Genomic DNA, 15,833 nt, shown 5'->3' with positions numbered 1-15,833 from the left:
GGCCGGAGAGCGGGAAGACGGCCCCGTGCGGTGACGGACGGGGGAGCGGCGGGATGCGGTTGACCGGGGTGGCGCGGGAGTCCGGATGGAGCGGGCTGTCGGTGAGCACCACCCTGACCAATCCGAGCACCCGGCCCGGACTGCGCCTGCCCGGGCGGGTGACGCTCACCGCCGGCCGGGACGACGTGCCCGTCCGGCGCATCCGGCTCGGGCTGGTGGCCACCGCCGAGCCGGAGGATCCGGACGCTCCCCGCAGGCTCGTGCAGTACCACCGGGTGCCGATCGCCGGTCGGTTCGTGGTGCCGGCCGGGCGGCGGCGGGCGGTCGACTTCGCCCTGCCGCTGCCGTGGGAGACCCCGGTGACGGTGTTCGGCGCGGTGCCGCTGATGAGTCTGCGCACCGGACTGCGTACCGAGGTCTCCGTCGACCTGGACCGGGAGGTGGGCGCGATGGTGCCGGTCCTCGTCCACCCGCTCCCCGTCCAGCAGCACATCCTGGCCGCGCTGGACACGCTCGGCTTCGTGATGCGGCAGGCGGGCCTGGTGCAGGGCCGGCTGCCCGGGGTCGAGCAGGCTCTGCCGCTGCACCAACGCCTCGGGTACTGGGTGGCGCCCCTCTACGCCGGCCCCATCACCGAGCTGGAACTGATCTTCGTGGCCAACTCGGCCGGCCTGGAGGTGCTGCTCTGGATGGACCGGCGGCTCTCCCTGACCGGGATCAGCCACCAGAGCATCAGCCGGTTCCGGATCTGGCACGCCGGCGGGGAGCGACGGGACTGGGTCGCCACCGTGGACGGCTGGCTACGGGTGGCGATCAACCGGCACGCGGCCGCGGTCGCCCACTCCGACTGGTCCGCCCGGATCAGCGAGTCCGCGCACGTCAGCCGCCCGCCGGACGAGCCGGTCGCACCCGGCTACGGGCTCGGCGGCACCGCCGGCGGCCCGGGCATCGGTGGCGGCGGTGGTGGCGGCGACGGCGCCTGACGCCGGTACGCCGCCACCGGCCCACGGGTGTGCCCCGCTCGGCGTGTGGTCGGCTCGCCGTGCTGCCTCCCTCGGAGCGTGGCCGGTGTCGCGGGCCCGCCGGCCCGGTGCGAGTGGCCGGCTCGTGGTGCTGCCGCGCGCGGTCAGACCGAGGCGGTGGCGAGCTTGAGGCCGAAGCCGAGGAAGAGCACCCCGACCCCGGTGGTGGCGCCTGCGGCCAGCCGCCGACGGCGCCGGAACTGGGCGGCGAGGAAGGTGCCCGCGAAGATCAGCGCGGTCAGGTAGAGCACGCTGGTGACCTGGGCGATCAGCCCGAGCAGCAGGAACGACAGCGCCGGCCAGGCGTAGCCCGGGTCGACGAACTGGATGAAGAACGAGATGAAGAAGAGGATCGCCTTCGGGTTGAGCAGGCTGATCACCAGCGCCTTGCGGAACGGGCTGCGCATCGCCGCCGGCTCCGCCGCGTCGATCAGCCGCGGCGCCGTCGGGTCGTTGCGGTCGCGCCAGCGCCGCCAGGCGCCGCGCAGCATCGTCAACCCGACATAGCCGAGGTACGCCGCGCCCGCGTACTTGATCACCAGGAAGAGCGGCGGATACGCCTTGAGCAGCGACGCCACCCCGGCGGCGGAGAGGAACATCAGCACCCCGTCGCCGACGAACACTCCGCCCGCGGCGCGGTAACCGGCCCCCACCCCCCGTTTCGCCGCGGTGGAGAGCACGAAGAGCGAGTTGGGACCCGGCAGCAGGATGATCGCCACGGTCCCCAGCACGTACGTCCAGATGTCGGTGATGCCCAGCACGCCCGCCATCCTCACCCCACCGGTGCCGCGCGGTGAAGTCGTTCCCGCAGCTTGACCTGTGCGTTCGGCCACTCGTCGATGGTCATCGCGTACTGCACGGTGTCCCGCCAGGAGCCGTCGGGGCGCTGCCGGTGCATCCGCAGCACGCCCTCCCGGGTCGCGCCGAGCCGCTCGATCGCCGCCTGCGAGCGGGTGTTGCGGATGTCGGTGTGCCAGGCCACCCGCACCGCGCCCAGTTCGTCGAAGGCACGGGTCAGCAACAGCAGCTTGGCCTCGGTGTTGATCCCGCTGCGCCACCACGGCCGGCCCAGCCAGGTGTACCCGATGGCCACCGACCGCCGTTCCGGGTCGAGCTCGTGGTAGGAGGTGGTGCCGACCACCGCCCCCGTCCGCGCGCAGCGCTGCACCCACGGCACCCGCTCGCCGCGCTGCCCGGCGGCGAGCGCGGTGGCGACGATCGCCCGCATGTCGGCCGGGGTGCTGGGCGGCGGGTGGCCCAGGTGCGCCCAGACCTCCGGCTCGGCGGTGGCGGCGAAGAGTTCGTCGGCGTGCGCCAGGTCCAGCGGCTCCAGCAGCACGTGCTCGCCGCGCAGGGCCGCCGCCGCCCGCCAGGGCGAGTCGGCGGCCCGCAGGTACGCCGGCACCGGCGCGGTCACCCCCGCGTCCGGCTCGGGCAGCCCGGCGGTCAGCCGCAGCGGCACCACTCCGGCCCAGTACGGCAGCTCGTAGTCGCCCGGCTCGTCGCGGACACCGCCGGTGCGCGACCGCACCGACACTTCGCGCAGCGGCAGCGCCAGCACGGCCGTCTCGGCCAGCTCCCGGCGGCTCGGCGGCCGGCTGTCCGCGCTGCGGCCGACGCCCACCTTCTCGACCAGGGCGGTCAGCATCTCGCGCTTCTCCGCCTCGTCGGTCACCAGGCGCGCGACGCCGTGCGCCACGACCGAGCGGTAGTTGGCGCTGTGGTGGAACTGCGAGCGGCCGTAGACCAGCCCGTCGAGCAGCGTGACGGTGACGCAGACCCGCAGCCCGGCGTCGCCCCGGGCGGCCAGCAGCGGTCGGCTGCCGGTGGAGCCGTGCAGGTAGAGGGTGTCGCCGACGCGTACGTGCAGGGTGGGCAGCAGGCGGGGCTCGCCGTCCACGGTGAACCCCAGCACACAGTGGTACGCCTCGTCGAGCACCGCGTGCGCCGCCGCCCGGTCGTAGCTCATCCGGTCCCGGGAGCGGCTGGCGGTGGTCCGCGCGGTCGGGGCGTACATGTGACATCCCACCTTTGTGCTAGTACAATCCTCGAACTGTGGCAGTACGTTATCAGATCAGCGGCGGCAGCTCGGCCGCCATCTCGGCCAGCGTGGAAACCGGCATCCGCACCGGCGCGCTGACGGCCGGCAGCGCGCTGCCCGCCGTCCGGGCGCTCGCCGCCGAGCTGGCCGTCAGCCCGGCCACGGTCGCGAAGGCTTACCAGGAACTGCGCCGGCGGGGCCTGGTCGTCACCGCCGGCCGGCACGGCACCCGGGTCCGGCCCCGCCCGCCGGTCGCCACCCGCCGCGCCGCGCTGCGTCCCCCGTCCGCCCCCGGCGCCCGCGACCTCTCCCAGGGCCAGCCGGACTCCCGGCTGCTGCCCCCGCTCGGCCCGCACCTCGCCGCACTCGCCGCCGAGATCGGCCCACCCGTCGGGTACGCGTCGAGCGCCGTGCTCCCCGAGCTCGCCGAGGTGGCCCGCGCGCGCCTCGCGGCCGACGGCGTGCCGGCGGCGGAGATCACCGTCACCGGGGGAGCGTTGGACGGCATCGAGCGGCTGCTCGCCGCCCACCTGCGCCCCGGCGACGCGGTGGCGGTGGAGGACCCGGGCTGGGCCAACCTGCTCGACCTGGTCGCCGCCGCGGGGCTGCGCCCGATCGGCGTACCGGTGGACCCCGACGGCCCCACCGTGGCCGGCGTGCGCGACGCACTGGCCCTCGGCGCGCGGGCGCTGGTGGTGACCAGCCGCGCGCAGAACCCGACCGGCGCCGCCGTCGGCATCGACCGGGCCGTCGCGCTGCGCGACCTGCTCGCCGGCCGCCCCGACCTGCTGCTGATCGAGGACGACCACGCCGCCGAGCTGGCCCACGTGCCGCTGCACCCCCTCGCCGGGGCGACCCCGGCGTGGGCCTTCGTCCGGTCGGTGAGCAAACCCTTCGGGCCCGACCTGCGGCTGGCCGTGCTGACCGGCGACGAGGCGACGGTGGCCCGGGTCGCCGGCCGGGCCCGGGTCGGCGCCGGCTGGGTCTCCACCGTGCTGCAACGTCTCGTACTGTCGCTCTGGCGCGACCCGGCCACCGCCGGGCTGGTCCGTCGGGCGGGGCAGGAGTACGAGCGACGTCGGGACGCCCTGCTCGCCGCGCTCGCCGCCCGGGGCCTGACCGGGTACGGCCGCACCGGCATCAACGTCTGGCTCCCGGTGCCGGACGAGACCGTCGCGGTGACCGCGCTGCGGGACGCCGGGTGGTCGGTGGCCCCGGGCGCGCTGTTCCGGATCGGGGCCGAGCCGGGCGTCCGGATCACCGTCAGCACCCTCGACGACGCCGAGGTCGAGCCCCTGGCCGACGCGGTCGCGGCCGCGGTGCGCCCCACCGGCCCGGGCGGCTTCAGCGCCTGACCCGCGGCACTTCGGGACGGGCGACGGGCACGGGTGGCGGCGAAGGCCCCGCCGCCACGCCGGGCGGGTGCGCCGCGTGACCGCCGCGCAGGGTAGAACTTTCGGCATGGCCGAGCAGATCGACGCCCCCGGTGCCCAGCAGTTCATCCCGCCGCAGGCCGACACCCTGGACCAGTTGCGTGCCGCGGCCGCCGGCTGCCAGGGCTGTGAGCTGTACCGGGACGCCTCGCAGACGGTCTTCGGCCGGGGCGACGAGAGCGCCCGGCTGGTCTTCGTCGGTGAGCAGCCCGGCGACATGGAGGACCACAAGGGGCTGCCCTTCGTCGGCCCCGCCGGGCGGCTGCTGCGCAAGGCGGTCGACGACGCCGGCATCGACCCGGGTCACCTCTACCTGACCAACGCCGTGAAGCACTTCCGTTTCGAGCTGCGGGGCAGGCGGCGCATCCACCAGACCCCGGACCGGGTGCACATCACCGCCTGCCGGCCGTGGCTGGTGGCCGAGTTCTCCCGCCTGCGCCCGGAACTGGTGGTGGTGCTCGGCGCGACCGCCGCGAAGGCGTTGCTCGGCCCGTCGTTCCGGGTCACCCGGCAGCGCGGCGAGCTGCTGCCGTGGCCCGCGTCCGCCCAGCGCCCCGAGGACTTCGCCCGGGTGCCGGTGGACAGCGCCGGGAAGGTCGCCGACGCGCCCGCCGCCCGGCTGCTGGCCACCATCCACCCGTCCGCCGTGCTGCGCGCCGACGACCAGAACACGGCGTACGAGGGACTGGTCGCCGACCTCACCGTCGCCGCCCGGGCACTGGCGGCCTGACCCACCGCCGGTGCCGTCCGCGCCGTCCCCGTTCCGGGTCGTCGCCGGCAAACGCCGCCCCCGGCGACGATGACCGACCACCTTCGGCGAGGGGACCAGTCCGAGGCTGCCGTATTGGACCTGCGTCGGTGGCGGCGGGCCGCCTAGCGTGGCCGGCATGGGTACCGCTCCGATCACCGCCCGGTCCGACGAGGCCATCGACGACCTGCGCCTCGCCACCCGGAACGCCGCCGTGCTCTGGACGGCGCTCGCCGAGGCCCGGGGGCATGCGCTGACCCGGCTGCCCGGTCTGCTCGCCGTCCATGGTGACGACCGAGCCGGCCTGCGGATCCTGCTGCTGACCTCCTCGCCGTCGGCAGCCGACGTGGCGGCGCTGACCGACCTGGTGCGGCGTCGGCTGCCGGGCCGGGTCGTCGTCGAGGACCCGTTCGGCGGCGTGGACCTCACCGGGGCCGGGCTCACCCGGCGGTCCCTGCCGATCATGGTCCGCCGGCCGGCACCGGTCCCGCCGCCCGCCCTGGAGGTCACCCTCGCCACGACCCCGGCGCAGCTCGCCGTCGCCGAGGGCCTGGTGGTGCACGGCTTCCCGCTGGAGGCGTGGCGGCCCCACCGGCCGGGCGAGGCGTTCCCGCCCGCGCTGCTCGACCGGCCGCAGACCCGTTTCCTGCTGGCCCACCGGGGCGGGACGCCGGCCGGCGCCTGCCTGACCGTGGCCGACGACGGCGCCGGGATCTACTGGATGACCACGCTGCCCACGCACCGTTCCCGCGGCGTCGGCCGGGCGCTGCTGCACGGGGCGCTGGCGCACCTCGGCGACCGGCCGGTGACGCTGACCGCCGCCCGGGCCGGCCGGCCGCTCTACGACTCGCTCGGGTTCGCTCCGGTCGCCGACGCCACCTGGTGGAGCTGAGCGGCCGCCGGGCACGCCGGGCCGCCCGGTGCGGGTGCGCCGGACGGAACTCGGCTCCGGGAGGAACACCCGTGCGCCGCCGCAGGCGGATGCGCAAGGATGGGGCAGCCCGTCACCCCTTACCCAGGAGCCTTCGATGGCCACCGACCTGACCGCGCCGGCACCCACCCGCCCGGACGTCGCCCCGATCCAGCGACGTACGTTGCGGCTGCTCTTCGGGACCCAGATCATCGGCGGCATCGGCGTCACCATCGGGCTGTCCGTCGGGGCGCTGCTCGCCGCCCGGGTCGCCGGGACGGCCGTGGCGGGGCTCGCGCAGAGCGCCGGGGTGGTCGGCGCGGCGTTGCTCGCGATCCCGGTCACCCGGATCATGGCCGGGCACGGCCGCCGGCCGGGGCTGGTGCTGGCGTACCTCGTCGGCGCGGTCGGCGGGGTGTTGGTGGTGCTCGCCGCGGTCACCGGCTGGGTGCCCCTGCTCTTCCTCGGCATGCTGCTCTTCGGTGGCGGCACCGCCGCCAACCTCCAGGCCCGCTACACCGCGGTGGACCTCGCCGAGCCGGCCCGGCGCGCCCGCCAGTTGTCGCTGATCGTCTGGGCCACCACCATCGGCGCGGTGGCCGCCCCGAACTTCGCCGCGCTCGCCGACGGCGTCACCCACGGCTGGGGAATCCCGCCACTGGCCGGACCCTTCGCGTTCAGCGCGGCGGCCTTCGTGCTGGCGGCGATCGTACTGCTGGTGCTGCTGCGGCCCGACCCGCTGCTCACCGCGCGCCGGCTCGCGGCGGCCGTGCCGGTGGCCGCCGGGTCCCCGGCGGCGGCCGAGCCGCGCGGGGCCGGCATGCGCGCGGCGTGGCGGGTGGTCGCCGCCCGGCCGGCCGCCCGGCTCGGCATCGCCGCCGTCGCGGTCGGCCACCTGGTGATGGTCGCGGTGATGACGATGACCCCGGTACGCCTGGGCGAGTCGCACGCCGACGTGGACGTGCTGCGCGTGGTCGGCATCGTGCTGAGCCTGCACATCGCCGGCATGTACGCGCTCTCCCCGGTGGTGGGCTGGCTCACCGACCGGGTCGGCCGGCGCGCGGTGATCCTCGGCGGGGTGGGCACCCTGCTGGCCGCCTGCGCGGTCGCCGGGACGGCCGGGCACCACACGCCGCTGCTCTCGGTCGGCCTGGTCCTGCTCGGGCTGGGCTGGTCGGGCACCATGGTCGCCGGCTCGACCCTGCTGTCGGAGTCGGTGCCGACCGGGGTCCGCCCGAGTGTGCAGGGGCTGTCGGACCTGACCATGGGGCTGGCCGGGGCCGGTGCGGCGGCGGCCAGCGGGTTTGTCGTACGGATGGCGGGTTATCCGGCGCTCACCCTGCTGGCGGCGATCGCGGTGGTGCCCCTGGTGGCGCTAGCGTTGCGTCCGGCGCCGCCGTCCGGGGCGACCGACGAGGAGGAATGATCACGTGCGGCTGACCGACTTCTGGACCCGGCTGGAGGAGGCCTTCGGGCCGGGTTACGCGGCCAGCATCGCCAGCGACCAGGTGCTCTCCGAGTTGGGCGGGCGGACCATCACGCAGGCGCTCGCCGAGGGTGAGCAGACGCACGTGGTGTGGCGGGCGGTCGTCGCCGCCTATCCCGAGCGGGTTCCCGCCCGGCTACGCTGAGCAGCATTTTCGTCACTCCCGCGTGTCGCTTGTCGAGTCGTACACCTGTTCGGCTATTGTCCACAGCGGGGTGCTCGTCCACAGCTCACGGCCGGTCGGCTGGTTTTCTGTCGGACCCAGCGCCTAGCGTGTCCCGCGTGACGCGAAGCTCAGGAAAGACGCCGGCGAAGGCAGGGGTGGCAAACATGGCCGCAGGGCCCGACCGGGAGAAGGCACTCGACCTTGCTCTCGCTCAGATCGACAAGCAGTTCGGCAAGGGTTCGGTGATGCGGCTGGGGGAGCGGCCGGTCGTGCAGACCGCCGTCATCCCGACCGGCTCCATCGCGCTCGACGTGGCGCTCGGCGTGGGCGGTCTGCCCCGTGGCCGAGTCGTCGAGATCTACGGTCCCGAGTCCAGCGGTAAGACCACGGTGGCCCTGCACGCGGTGGCCAACGCCCAGCGGGCCGGTGGCATCGCCGCGTTCGTCGACGCCGAGCACGCGCTCGACCCGGAGTACGCGAAGGCCCTCGGTGTCGACACCGACGCCCTGCTGGTCTCCCAGCCCGACACGGGCGAGCAGGCGCTGGAGATCGCGGACATGCTGGTCCGCTCCGGCGCGATCGACATCATCGTGATCGACTCGGTGGCCGCGCTGGTGCCGCGCGCCGAGATCGAGGGCGAGATGGGCGACAGCCACGTCGGTCTCCAGGCTCGGCTGATGAGCCAGGCGCTGCGGAAGATCACCGGTGTGCTCAACAACACCGGCACGACGGCGATCTTCATCAACCAGCTCCGCGAGAAGATCGGCGTGATGTTCGGCAGCCCGGAGACCACCACCGGTGGCCGGGCGCTGAAGTTCTACGCCTCGGTCCGGCTCGACGTGCGCCGTATCGAGAGCCTGAAGGACGGCACCGACGTGGTCGGTAACCGCACCCGGGTCAAGGTCGTGAAGAACAAGGTCGCCGCGCCGTTCAAGCAGGCCGAGTTCGACATCATGTACGGCAAGGGCATCTCCCGCGAGGGTTCGCTGATCGACGTCGGCGTCGAGCAGGCGATCATCCGCAAGTCCGGCGCCTGGTACACCTACGACGGCGATCAGCTCGGCCAAGGCAAGGAGAAGGCCCGCGAGTTCCTCCGGGAGAACCCGGACGTCGCCGCCGAGATCGAGAAGAAGATCCTGGAGAAGCTCGGCGTCGGGATCGGCGCGGGCGACGCCGCCGGTGGCCCGGAGCTGCCGCCGGTCGACTTCTGACCGGTCGCTGAGTCGTGGCAGGACGACGCGCCCGCACGGGGCGTGGCTGGGACGCCAGTCCGCCCCGGGCTGGCGACGCCACCAGCCCGCCCCGCCCCCGCCGGGGTCGCCGGTCCGGGGCCGACGACCCGGACCCGGAAGCGCCCGAGACCCCGCCGCGCGACGAGGCCGAGGTGGCCCGGGAAATCTGCCTGCGGCAGCTCGCGGTGCGTCCGCGTACCCGGGCGGAGCTGGCCGGGGCGCTGGCCAGGCGGGGCATCTCCGACGAGGTGTCGGCCCAGGTGCTCGACCGTTACGACGAGGTCGGCATCATCGACGACGCTGCTTTCGCCCGCGCCTGGGTCTCCAGTCGTCACGCCGGCCGTGGGCTGGCCCGCCGCGCTCTCGCCAACGAGCTGCGCCAGCGCGGCGTGGACGGTGAGGTGGCGAGCGAGGCCCTCGGTGAGCTGGACGAGGAGACCGAGGCGGAGACCGCCCGCGCGCTGGTGGAGCGGAAGCTGCGGACGGCCCGGGGCGAGCCCGACGCGGTCTTCCGCCGCCTGGTCGGCATGCTGGCCCGCAAGGGCTACCCGCCCGGGGTGGCCATCCGCGCGGTGAAGGACGCCCTGGCCGCCCAGAGCGCCGAGGCGGCCGAGTTCGCCGAGCAGATCGACGCGGACGCCCTCGCCGAGGCCGAGGGCGAACTCGACCGGGACACCCGCCCGACCGACTGACCCCGTCACGGCTCGCGGTCCGTCATCGCCTGTCGGCCGTCATGGCTCGCGGGTCCCGCCGCAGGTTGCGGCTCCGTGCCCGGCGTGCCCGGCGCTCCGGCGGTCGAGGCCGGCATCTGGACACCCGCGACGCGCACTCTCGGCGCCGCCTGACGGCGCTGTGTCGCGCCCCCGGGGTGTCGTGCTGCTGCGGTCGTGGCCGATTCCCCCGCGTGTCCCCCGTGGTGATCGACTCCGTTGCGCCGAGGTGGCGGTGTCCCAGGTGCAATGACACCGCCACTTCGGCGACACGGAGACGATCTTGCTGCTCTGTGCCCACGGCCCCTCGTCGACTGCGTTCTTTGTCCCCTGGTGTCCGGCCTGACATCACCACCGGGTGACGGTTCAACTTCTCTCCGTTCGGGGGGTTTGATCATGAGTTCTTGACCGAACGGCCGTCCGCGACCTAGCCTCGCCATACAGGCTCAAACTGCCCGACCAACGCAGGCTAAGCGCACAACATAGATCGCGTAACAGAACAGCATCACTTTGGCCAGCTCCACCGGCCTGTGACGGCGACTCCGGACGGCCGGTCCGGAGTCGGTCCGACAACTGCAACCGGCTGTCGACGGCGCCCCGGGCACCGCCGACGGAGAGCTGCACCCACGGCCAGCCGCTCGGTCGGGCGTCCAGGGCCGCGGCGGTTCGTGCCCGAGGCACGGTTTCGCCGCGGCGTCGACGTTCAGGGGAGGCGGCCATGGCGGGGCGGCACAGGGACCACGGGTCCCCAGGGGGTGTCGGCTGGCGCGGATCAGCCGGCGACGTACGGCACCCCCGTTCCGCGGTGCGGTGCGACGGGGCGCGGTCATGAGTGCCGTCGAGGTGGTGCTGCTCGTCGCGGTGGTGCTCCTCTCCGCGATCGTCGTCGGCGCCGTCCTGTTCGGTGTCCGGGTGGTACGGCGGTTGGGCGCGACGCCCCGGCCGGAAGACCCGGCGTTCATCGCCGAGAAGGACCGCCAGGAGCAGTCCCTGGCCGCGTTGCGTACCGCTGCCGACCAGGCGAACAGCACCATCGACGTGGCGAAGTCCGCCGCCGCGGCGGCCCGGGCCGAGGCGGCCGCCGCGAAGGCCGAGGCGAAGGCGGCCCGGGCCGAGGCCCGCCGGGTGCTCGACGACGCGCGTGCCGAGGCCGACACCGTCCTCGAACGGGCCCACAAGCAGGCCGAGTTGGACGCCGAGCAGCTGCGCACCACCGCCCGGCGCAGCGGCGAGCGGGAGGTGGCGGTCCTCGCCGCCACCACCCGCGAGCAGGCCGCCGAGGTGGAACGCCGGGCGGCCCGGATGGACGAGCGCGAGCGGATGCACACCGAGGAGGTGGAGCGCCTCGCCGAGCGGGAACGGCAGCTCACGGCGGCCAGCGCCGCCCTGGCCGAGCGTGAGGGCGGCCTGGTCGAGCGGGAGGCCGCGCTGGCCGCCGCCGAGGAGCAGCGCCGCCGGGAACTGGAGCGGATCGCCGGACTGACCGCCGACTCCGCCCGCGCCGAGCTGATCGAGGTGATCGAGACGCAGGCCAAGCGGGAGGCCGCGCTGCTCGTGCGGGACATCGAGTCGGACGCCCGGAACACCGCCGAGCAGCGCGCCCGGCACATCGTGGTGGACGCGATCCAGCGGGTGGCCAGCGAGCAGACCGCGGAGAGCGTGGTCAGCGTCCTGCACCTGCCCGGGGACGAGATGAAGGGGCGGATCATCGGCCGGGAGGGGCGCAACATCCGCGCCTTCGAGTCGGTGACCGGGGTCAACCTGATCATCGACGACACCCCTGAGGCGGTGCTGCTCTCCTGCTTCGACCCGGTACGCCGGGAGGTCGGCCGGCTCACCCTGGAGAAGCTGGTCCTCGACGGCCGGATCCACCCGCACCGGATCGAGGAGGTGCACGAGCTGGCCCGCCAGGAGGTGGAGGAGCTCTGCCACCGGGCGGCCGAGGACGCCCTGGTCGAGGTCGGCATCACCGAGATCCACCCGGAGCTGGTCACCCTGCTCGGCCGGCTGCGCTACCGCACGTCGTACGGGCAGAACGTGCTCAAGCACCTGGTGGAGACCGCGCACATCGCCGGGATCATGGCCGCCGAGCTGAGGCTGGACGTGCCGATCATCAAGCGCTCGGCGTTCCTGCACGACATCGGCAAGGCGCTCACCCACGAGGTGGAGGGCAGCCACGCCATCATCGGCGCGGACCTGGCCCGCAAGTACGGCGAGAACGAGGACGTCGTACACGCCATCGAGGCGCACCACAACGAGGTGCCGCCGCAGACCATCGAGGCGGTGCTCACCCAGGCCTCCGACGCCTGTTCGGGCGGTCGGCCGGGGGCCCGGCGGGAGAGCCTGGAGGCGTACGTCAAGCGGCTGGAGCGGATCGAGGAGATCGCCGCCGGCAAGCTCGGCGTGGAGAAGGTCTTCGCCATGCAGGCGGGCCGGGAGATCCGGGTGATGGTCAAGCCGGACGACGTCGACGACATCGGCGCGGCGGTGCTCGCGCGGGACGTGGCGAAGCAGATCGAGGAGGAGCTGACCTACCCCGGTCAGATCCGGGTGACCGTGGTCCGGGAGTCCCGGGTCACCGAGATCGCCCGCTGACGGACCCGAGAAGGGCCGGCCGAAATGGCCGGCCCTTCATCGGACGGCGGATCAGACGCCCTGGCCGGTGGCCTCGGACTGGGAGGCCAGCGCGGCGGGTGGGGTCTGGGCCGGGACCCCGGTCGACTTGCGACCTTGGGAGAGCTGGCGCTGGACGTACTGCGCCAGCTTGGACAGCGAGTAGTTCACCACGATGAACAGCACGCCGATCACCACGTACACCTGGATCGGGTTGCCGAGCACACCGATGATCTGCTTGCCGATGTTGAGGGTCTCCTCGTAGCTGATGATGAAGCCCAGCGAGGTGTCCTTGAGCACCACGACGAGCTGGCTGATCAGCGCCGGGAGCATGATCCGGAAGGCCTGCGGCAGCAGGATCATCCGGGTGGTCTGCAGCGGCGAGAGGCCGATCGCGGCGGCGGCCTCCGCCTGCCCGCCGGGCAGCCCCTCCATACCGGAGCGCAGGATCTCGGCGATGACCACCGCGTTGTAGACGGTCAGGCCGATGACCAGGTACCAGAGCGTGTCGAAGGAGATGCCGAACTCGGGGAAGCCCCGGGCCACGAAGAAGATGGTGATGACGACCGGCAGGCCGCGGAACACCTCGACGCAGACCCGGGTGACCGCCGACAGCGTCAGGCTCAGCCCGCGCAGCAGGTACGCCACCGGCGTGGCCAGCCCGGTGAACCGCCGCCGGGTCAGGCTCTTGAGCTGGATCCGCAGCACGGCGAGCAGGGTGCCGACCACCAGGGACGCGACGATGGCCAGCGCCGCCGCGATCAGGGTGTTCTTCAGGCCGGTGCCGATCCGGTCCCAGACCAGCGGGAAGTTCTCGTTGGCGGGGTCGACCAGCGGCCCCCACAGCTCCATCGAGAACTGGCCCTTGTCGTCCAGCGGCTGGTAGATCAGAAAGTACGCCCCGACGGCCAGCACCACCGTGGCGACGATGCTGCTGATCAGCGTGATCCGCCGCTGGCGGGGGCCTGGGACGTCGTAGAGGACGCTGGTCTGCTGACTCATCGGGCCACCGCCTGTCGCTTCTCCAGCCGGTCCAGCAGGGCGCCGAGCGGCACGGTCATGATCAGGTAACCGATCGAGATGCCGATGGCCACCGGGACGAAGGCGTAGCCCTCGGCGGAGGTGAGCTGGTCGGCGGTCTGGGAGAGGTCACCGACGACGCCGAAGAAACCGATCAGCGCGGAGTTCTTGATCATCGCGATGATGACCGAGCCGAGCGGCACCACCGACGCCTTCCAGGACTGCGGCAGCACCACGTACCGCAGGTTCTGGCCGAAGGTGAGGCCGAGCGACCGGGCGGCCTCGGCCTGGCCGGCCGGCACCGCGTTCACGCCGGAGCGCAGCGCCTCGCAGACGAACGCCGCGGTGTAGAGCACCAGGGCGATCAGTGCGAAGCGGAAGTACGGCAGGTCCGTGCCGAGCCGGCTGAAGATCGCGTCCAGCCCGGGGACGCGCAGGAAGTCGGCGTTGGAGCCGAGCGCCGGCAGGCCGAAGGCGGCGAAGAACATCACCACGGTCAGCGGCATGTTCCGGAAGACGTTCACGTAGCCGGTGCCGACCGCGCGCAGCGGCGGCACCGGCGAGATGCGCAGCACCGCCACGACGGCGCCCAGGATCAGGGCGCCGATCGCGGCGAGTACGCAGATCTGGAGGGTGAGCCAGAAGCCACCCGCAAAGACGTCGAACTTGTCGATGAGCACGTTCACGGGTCGGTGTTCCTCCCCACCCTCCAGATCAGCGGTCGGTCAGTAGCGGTTGACGGTCGGAGCGGTGCCCAGCTCCGCGCCGAACTTGCCGGCGGTGTCGTCCCACGCCTTCTTCCAGCTGCCGTCGGCGAACGCCTTCTCCAGCGTGTCGTTGATGAAGGTGCGGAAGTCGGTGTCCTCCTTCTTCACCCCGATGCCGTACGGCTCCTTGGTGAAGTTGTCGCCGGCCAGCTTGAACGACGCCTCGTCCTTGGCGATGAAGCCGAGCAGGATCACGTTGTCGGTGGTGACCGCGTCCACCTGGCCGCCCTTGAGGGCGTCGCGGCACTTGTCGTACGTGTCGAAGAGCACCACCTGAGTGGCGACGTCCTTGACGTACTTCTTGATCTCCTCGGCCGGGGTCGAGCCGGTCACCGAGCAGACCTTCTTGGTGCCGTCCTTGAACGAGTCCGGCCCGGTGATCGTGGTGTCGTCCTTCTTGACCAGGATGTTCTGGCCGGCCTCGTAGTACGGCCCGGCGAAGGCGATGCGCTCCTTGCGCTTGTCGTTGATCGTGTAGGTCGCCGCGACCAGGTCGACGGTGCCGTTGACGATGACGTCCTCGCGGACCTTCGACGGCGTCTCGACGTACTCGATCTTGTCCTCGGGGATGCCGAGCTCCTTGACGATGATCTTCGCGACCTCGACGTCGAAGCCCTCCGGCTTGCCCGACAGCCCCTTCTGGCCGAAGCCCGGCTGGTCGAACTTCGTGCCGACCTTGATCTTCTGGGCCTTGTTGAGCTTCTCCATGGTGCTGCCGGCCGGGAAGGACTTGCTGCCGGCGCCGGTGCCCTCGTCGGCGTCGTCGCCACCGCAGGCGGCCAGGCCGAGCGCCAGGGTCGCCGCTGCGGCGACTGCCGCCACGCGCTTGAAACGCATACTCATCTCCTTCTTGGACGGAACCCACCGGGGGACGGCGCGGTCCACTACGGACGCCTAGTGCGTGAGGATCTTGGAGAGGAAGTCCCGGGCCCGCTCGCTGCGCGGGTTGGCGAAGAACTGCGACGGCGGCGCGTCCTCGACGAGCTGCCCGTCGGCCATGAAGATGACCCGGTTCGCCGCGTGCCGGGCGAAGCCCATCTCGTGGGTCACCACGACCATGGTCATGCCCTCGCCGGCCAGCGAGGTCATCACGTCGAGCACCTCGCCGACCATCTCCGGGTCCAGCGCGCTGGTCGGCTCGTCGAAGAGCATCGCCTTGGGCTGCATGGCCAGCGCGCGGGCGATCGCCGCCCGCTGCTGCTGACCGCCGGAGAGCTGGGCCGGGAACTTGTCGGCCTGGTTGGCGATGCCGACCCGGTCGAGCAGGGCCAGGCCGCGCTCGCGGGCGACGGACGCCTTCTCCTTGCGGACCTTCACCGGGCCGAGGGTGACGTTCTCCAGGATGGTCTTGTGCGCGAAGAGGTTGAACGACTGGAAGACCATGCCGACCTCGCTGCGCAGCTTGGCCAGCGCCTTGCCCTCGGCCGGCAGCGGCTGCCCGTCGAAGGTGATGGTGCCCGAGGTGATCGGCTCCAGCCGGTTGATCGTCCGGCACAGGGTCGACTTGCCGGAGCCGGAGGGGCCGATCACGACCACGACCTCACCCTTGCCGACGGAGAGTGACACGTCGTCGAGCACGTGCAGCGGGCCGAACCACTTGTTGACCCCGTCCAGCACGATGAGCGGTTCGCCCGTCGCCACGTCGTCCACCGTCCCTGTCGTCGGTCCCGGAAAGCGGGGTCGGT

The 15,833-nt window shown here is 73.1% G+C and carries 15 protein-coding genes; 9 read left to right on the top strand and 6 right to left on the bottom strand.

The window, feature by feature from the left end; genetic code table 11:
* Positions 1 to 53: 53 nt before the first annotated feature.
* Entirely contained in the window at positions 54 to 983 is a 930-nt protein-coding gene (locus tag GA0070560_RS12985) for a sporulation protein (RefSeq protein ID WP_091295508.1), read from the top strand.
* A 143-nt stretch (positions 984 to 1,126) separates the two neighbouring features.
* Here the strand turns inward: GA0070560_RS12985 and leuE are convergent, their stop codons facing one another.
* The gene (gene leuE, locus GA0070560_RS12980; RefSeq protein ID WP_091295505.1) at positions 1,127 to 1,792 is read right to left on the bottom strand and encodes a leucine efflux protein LeuE; all 666 of its coding nucleotides are present in this window, start codon (positions 1,790 to 1,792) and stop codon (positions 1,127 to 1,129) included.
* A 2-nt stretch (positions 1,793 to 1,794) separates the two neighbouring features.
* Complete coding sequence (locus GA0070560_RS12975) at positions 1,795 to 3,039, bottom strand: bifunctional pyridoxamine 5'-phosphate oxidase family protein/GNAT family N-acetyltransferase (protein ID WP_091295499.1); 1,245 nt, start codon at positions 3,037 to 3,039, stop codon at positions 1,795 to 1,797.
* A 38-nt stretch (positions 3,040 to 3,077) separates the two neighbouring features.
* Between GA0070560_RS12975 and GA0070560_RS12970 the strand changes: the two genes are divergently transcribed.
* The 8 genes from GA0070560_RS12970 to rny all read left to right on the top strand — a co-directional run bounded on the left by GA0070560_RS12970 (position 3,078) and on the right by rny (position 12,343).
* The gene (locus tag GA0070560_RS12970) at positions 3,078 to 4,418 is read left to right on the top strand and encodes an aminotransferase class I/II-fold pyridoxal phosphate-dependent enzyme (RefSeq protein WP_091295496.1); all 1,341 of its coding nucleotides are present in this window, start codon (positions 3,078 to 3,080) and stop codon (positions 4,416 to 4,418) included.
* A gap of 106 nt (positions 4,419 to 4,524) precedes the next feature.
* Positions 4,525 to 5,226 carry a UdgX family uracil-DNA binding protein gene (locus tag GA0070560_RS12965; protein ID WP_091295492.1) on the top strand — a complete coding sequence of 234 codons (702 nt, stop codon included), beginning with the start codon at positions 4,525 to 4,527 and terminating at the stop codon, positions 5,224 to 5,226.
* Positions 5,227 to 5,383: 157 nt separating this feature from the next.
* Positions 5,384 to 6,136, top strand: a complete 753-nt coding sequence (locus tag GA0070560_RS12960) for a GNAT family N-acetyltransferase (protein ID WP_139131487.1) — start codon at positions 5,384 to 5,386, stop codon at positions 6,134 to 6,136.
* Positions 6,137 to 6,272: 136 nt separating this feature from the next.
* Positions 6,273 to 7,580: an MFS transporter gene (locus tag GA0070560_RS12955; protein WP_091295485.1), complete on the top strand. Its 1,308-nt coding sequence runs from the start codon at positions 6,273 to 6,275 to the stop codon at positions 7,578 to 7,580.
* Between the two features lie 4 nt (positions 7,581 to 7,584).
* The gene (locus GA0070560_RS12950; protein WP_091295481.1) at positions 7,585 to 7,785 is read left to right on the top strand and encodes a DUF3046 domain-containing protein; all 201 of its coding nucleotides are present in this window, start codon (positions 7,585 to 7,587) and stop codon (positions 7,783 to 7,785) included.
* Between the two features lie 185 nt (positions 7,786 to 7,970).
* The gene (gene recA, locus GA0070560_RS12945) at positions 7,971 to 9,017 is read left to right on the top strand and encodes a recombinase RecA (RefSeq protein WP_091295478.1); all 1,047 of its coding nucleotides are present in this window, start codon (positions 7,971 to 7,973) and stop codon (positions 9,015 to 9,017) included.
* Positions 9,018 to 9,031: 14 nt separating this feature from the next.
* Positions 9,032 to 9,730 (top strand): regulatory protein RecX, encoded by a 699-nt coding sequence (locus GA0070560_RS12940; RefSeq protein WP_091295476.1) that lies wholly within the window; start codon positions 9,032 to 9,034, stop codon positions 9,728 to 9,730.
* 846 nt (positions 9,731 to 10,576) lie between these two features.
* Positions 10,577 to 12,343, top strand: coding sequence for a ribonuclease Y (rny, locus tag GA0070560_RS12935; protein ID WP_091295473.1), 1,767 nt, complete (start codon positions 10,577 to 10,579; stop codon positions 12,341 to 12,343).
* Between the two features lie 51 nt (positions 12,344 to 12,394).
* Here rny and GA0070560_RS12930 read toward each other — a convergent pair whose 3' ends face one another.
* From GA0070560_RS12930 to GA0070560_RS12915, 4 genes are read right to left on the bottom strand one after another with little or no spacing between them, the layout of a single operon-like run.
* A complete protein-coding gene (locus GA0070560_RS12930) occupies positions 12,395 to 13,363 on the bottom strand; it encodes an amino acid ABC transporter permease (RefSeq protein ID WP_091295470.1) in 969 nt (322 codons plus the stop codon).
* The gene (locus GA0070560_RS12925; protein WP_091295467.1) at positions 13,360 to 14,067 is read right to left on the bottom strand and encodes an amino acid ABC transporter permease; all 708 of its coding nucleotides are present in this window, start codon (positions 14,065 to 14,067) and stop codon (positions 13,360 to 13,362) included. Before GA0070560_RS12925 ends, GA0070560_RS12930 begins: the two co-directional genes overlap by 4 nt.
* A 39-nt stretch (positions 14,068 to 14,106) precedes the next feature.
* Positions 14,107 to 14,985, bottom strand: coding sequence for a glutamate ABC transporter substrate-binding protein (locus tag GA0070560_RS12920; protein WP_091295463.1), 879 nt, complete (start codon positions 14,983 to 14,985; stop codon positions 14,107 to 14,109).
* A 57-nt stretch (positions 14,986 to 15,042) separates the two neighbouring features.
* A complete protein-coding gene (locus GA0070560_RS12915; protein WP_091295459.1) occupies positions 15,043 to 15,798 on the bottom strand; it encodes an amino acid ABC transporter ATP-binding protein in 756 nt (251 codons plus the stop codon).
* Positions 15,799 to 15,833: the final 35 nt, after the last annotated feature.

Source organism: Micromonospora halophytica, assembly GCF_900090245.1.
Classification (GTDB): Bacteria; Actinomycetota; Actinomycetes; order Mycobacteriales; family Micromonosporaceae; genus Micromonospora; species Micromonospora halophytica.
This window is presented reverse-complemented; position numbering and strand designations above follow the sequence as displayed.

Coding starts and splice junctions, on each gene's coding strand:
- GA0070560_RS12975 (WP_091295499.1), bottom strand. CDS start 3,039: ATGTACGCCCCGACCGCGCGGACCACCGCCAGCCGCTCCCGGGACCGG.
- GA0070560_RS12985 (WP_091295508.1), top strand. CDS start 54: ATGCGGTTGACCGGGGTGGCGCGGGAGTCCGGATGGAGCGGGCTGTCG.
- rny (WP_091295473.1), top strand. CDS start 10,577: ATGAGTGCCGTCGAGGTGGTGCTGCTCGTCGCGGTGGTGCTCCTCTCC.
- GA0070560_RS12955 (WP_091295485.1), top strand. CDS start 6,273: ATGGCCACCGACCTGACCGCGCCGGCACCCACCCGCCCGGACGTCGCC.
- recA (WP_091295478.1), top strand. CDS start 7,971: ATGGCCGCAGGGCCCGACCGGGAGAAGGCACTCGACCTTGCTCTCGCT.
- GA0070560_RS12920 (WP_091295463.1), bottom strand. CDS start 14,985: ATGCGTTTCAAGCGCGTGGCGGCAGTCGCCGCAGCGGCGACCCTGGCG.
- leuE (WP_091295505.1), bottom strand. CDS start 1,792: ATGGCGGGCGTGCTGGGCATCACCGACATCTGGACGTACGTGCTGGGG.
- GA0070560_RS12930 (WP_091295470.1), bottom strand. CDS start 13,363: ATGAGTCAGCAGACCAGCGTCCTCTACGACGTCCCAGGCCCCCGCCAG.
- GA0070560_RS12965 (WP_091295492.1), top strand. CDS start 4,525: ATGGCCGAGCAGATCGACGCCCCCGGTGCCCAGCAGTTCATCCCGCCG.
- GA0070560_RS12960 (WP_139131487.1), top strand. CDS start 5,384: ATGGGTACCGCTCCGATCACCGCCCGGTCCGACGAGGCCATCGACGAC.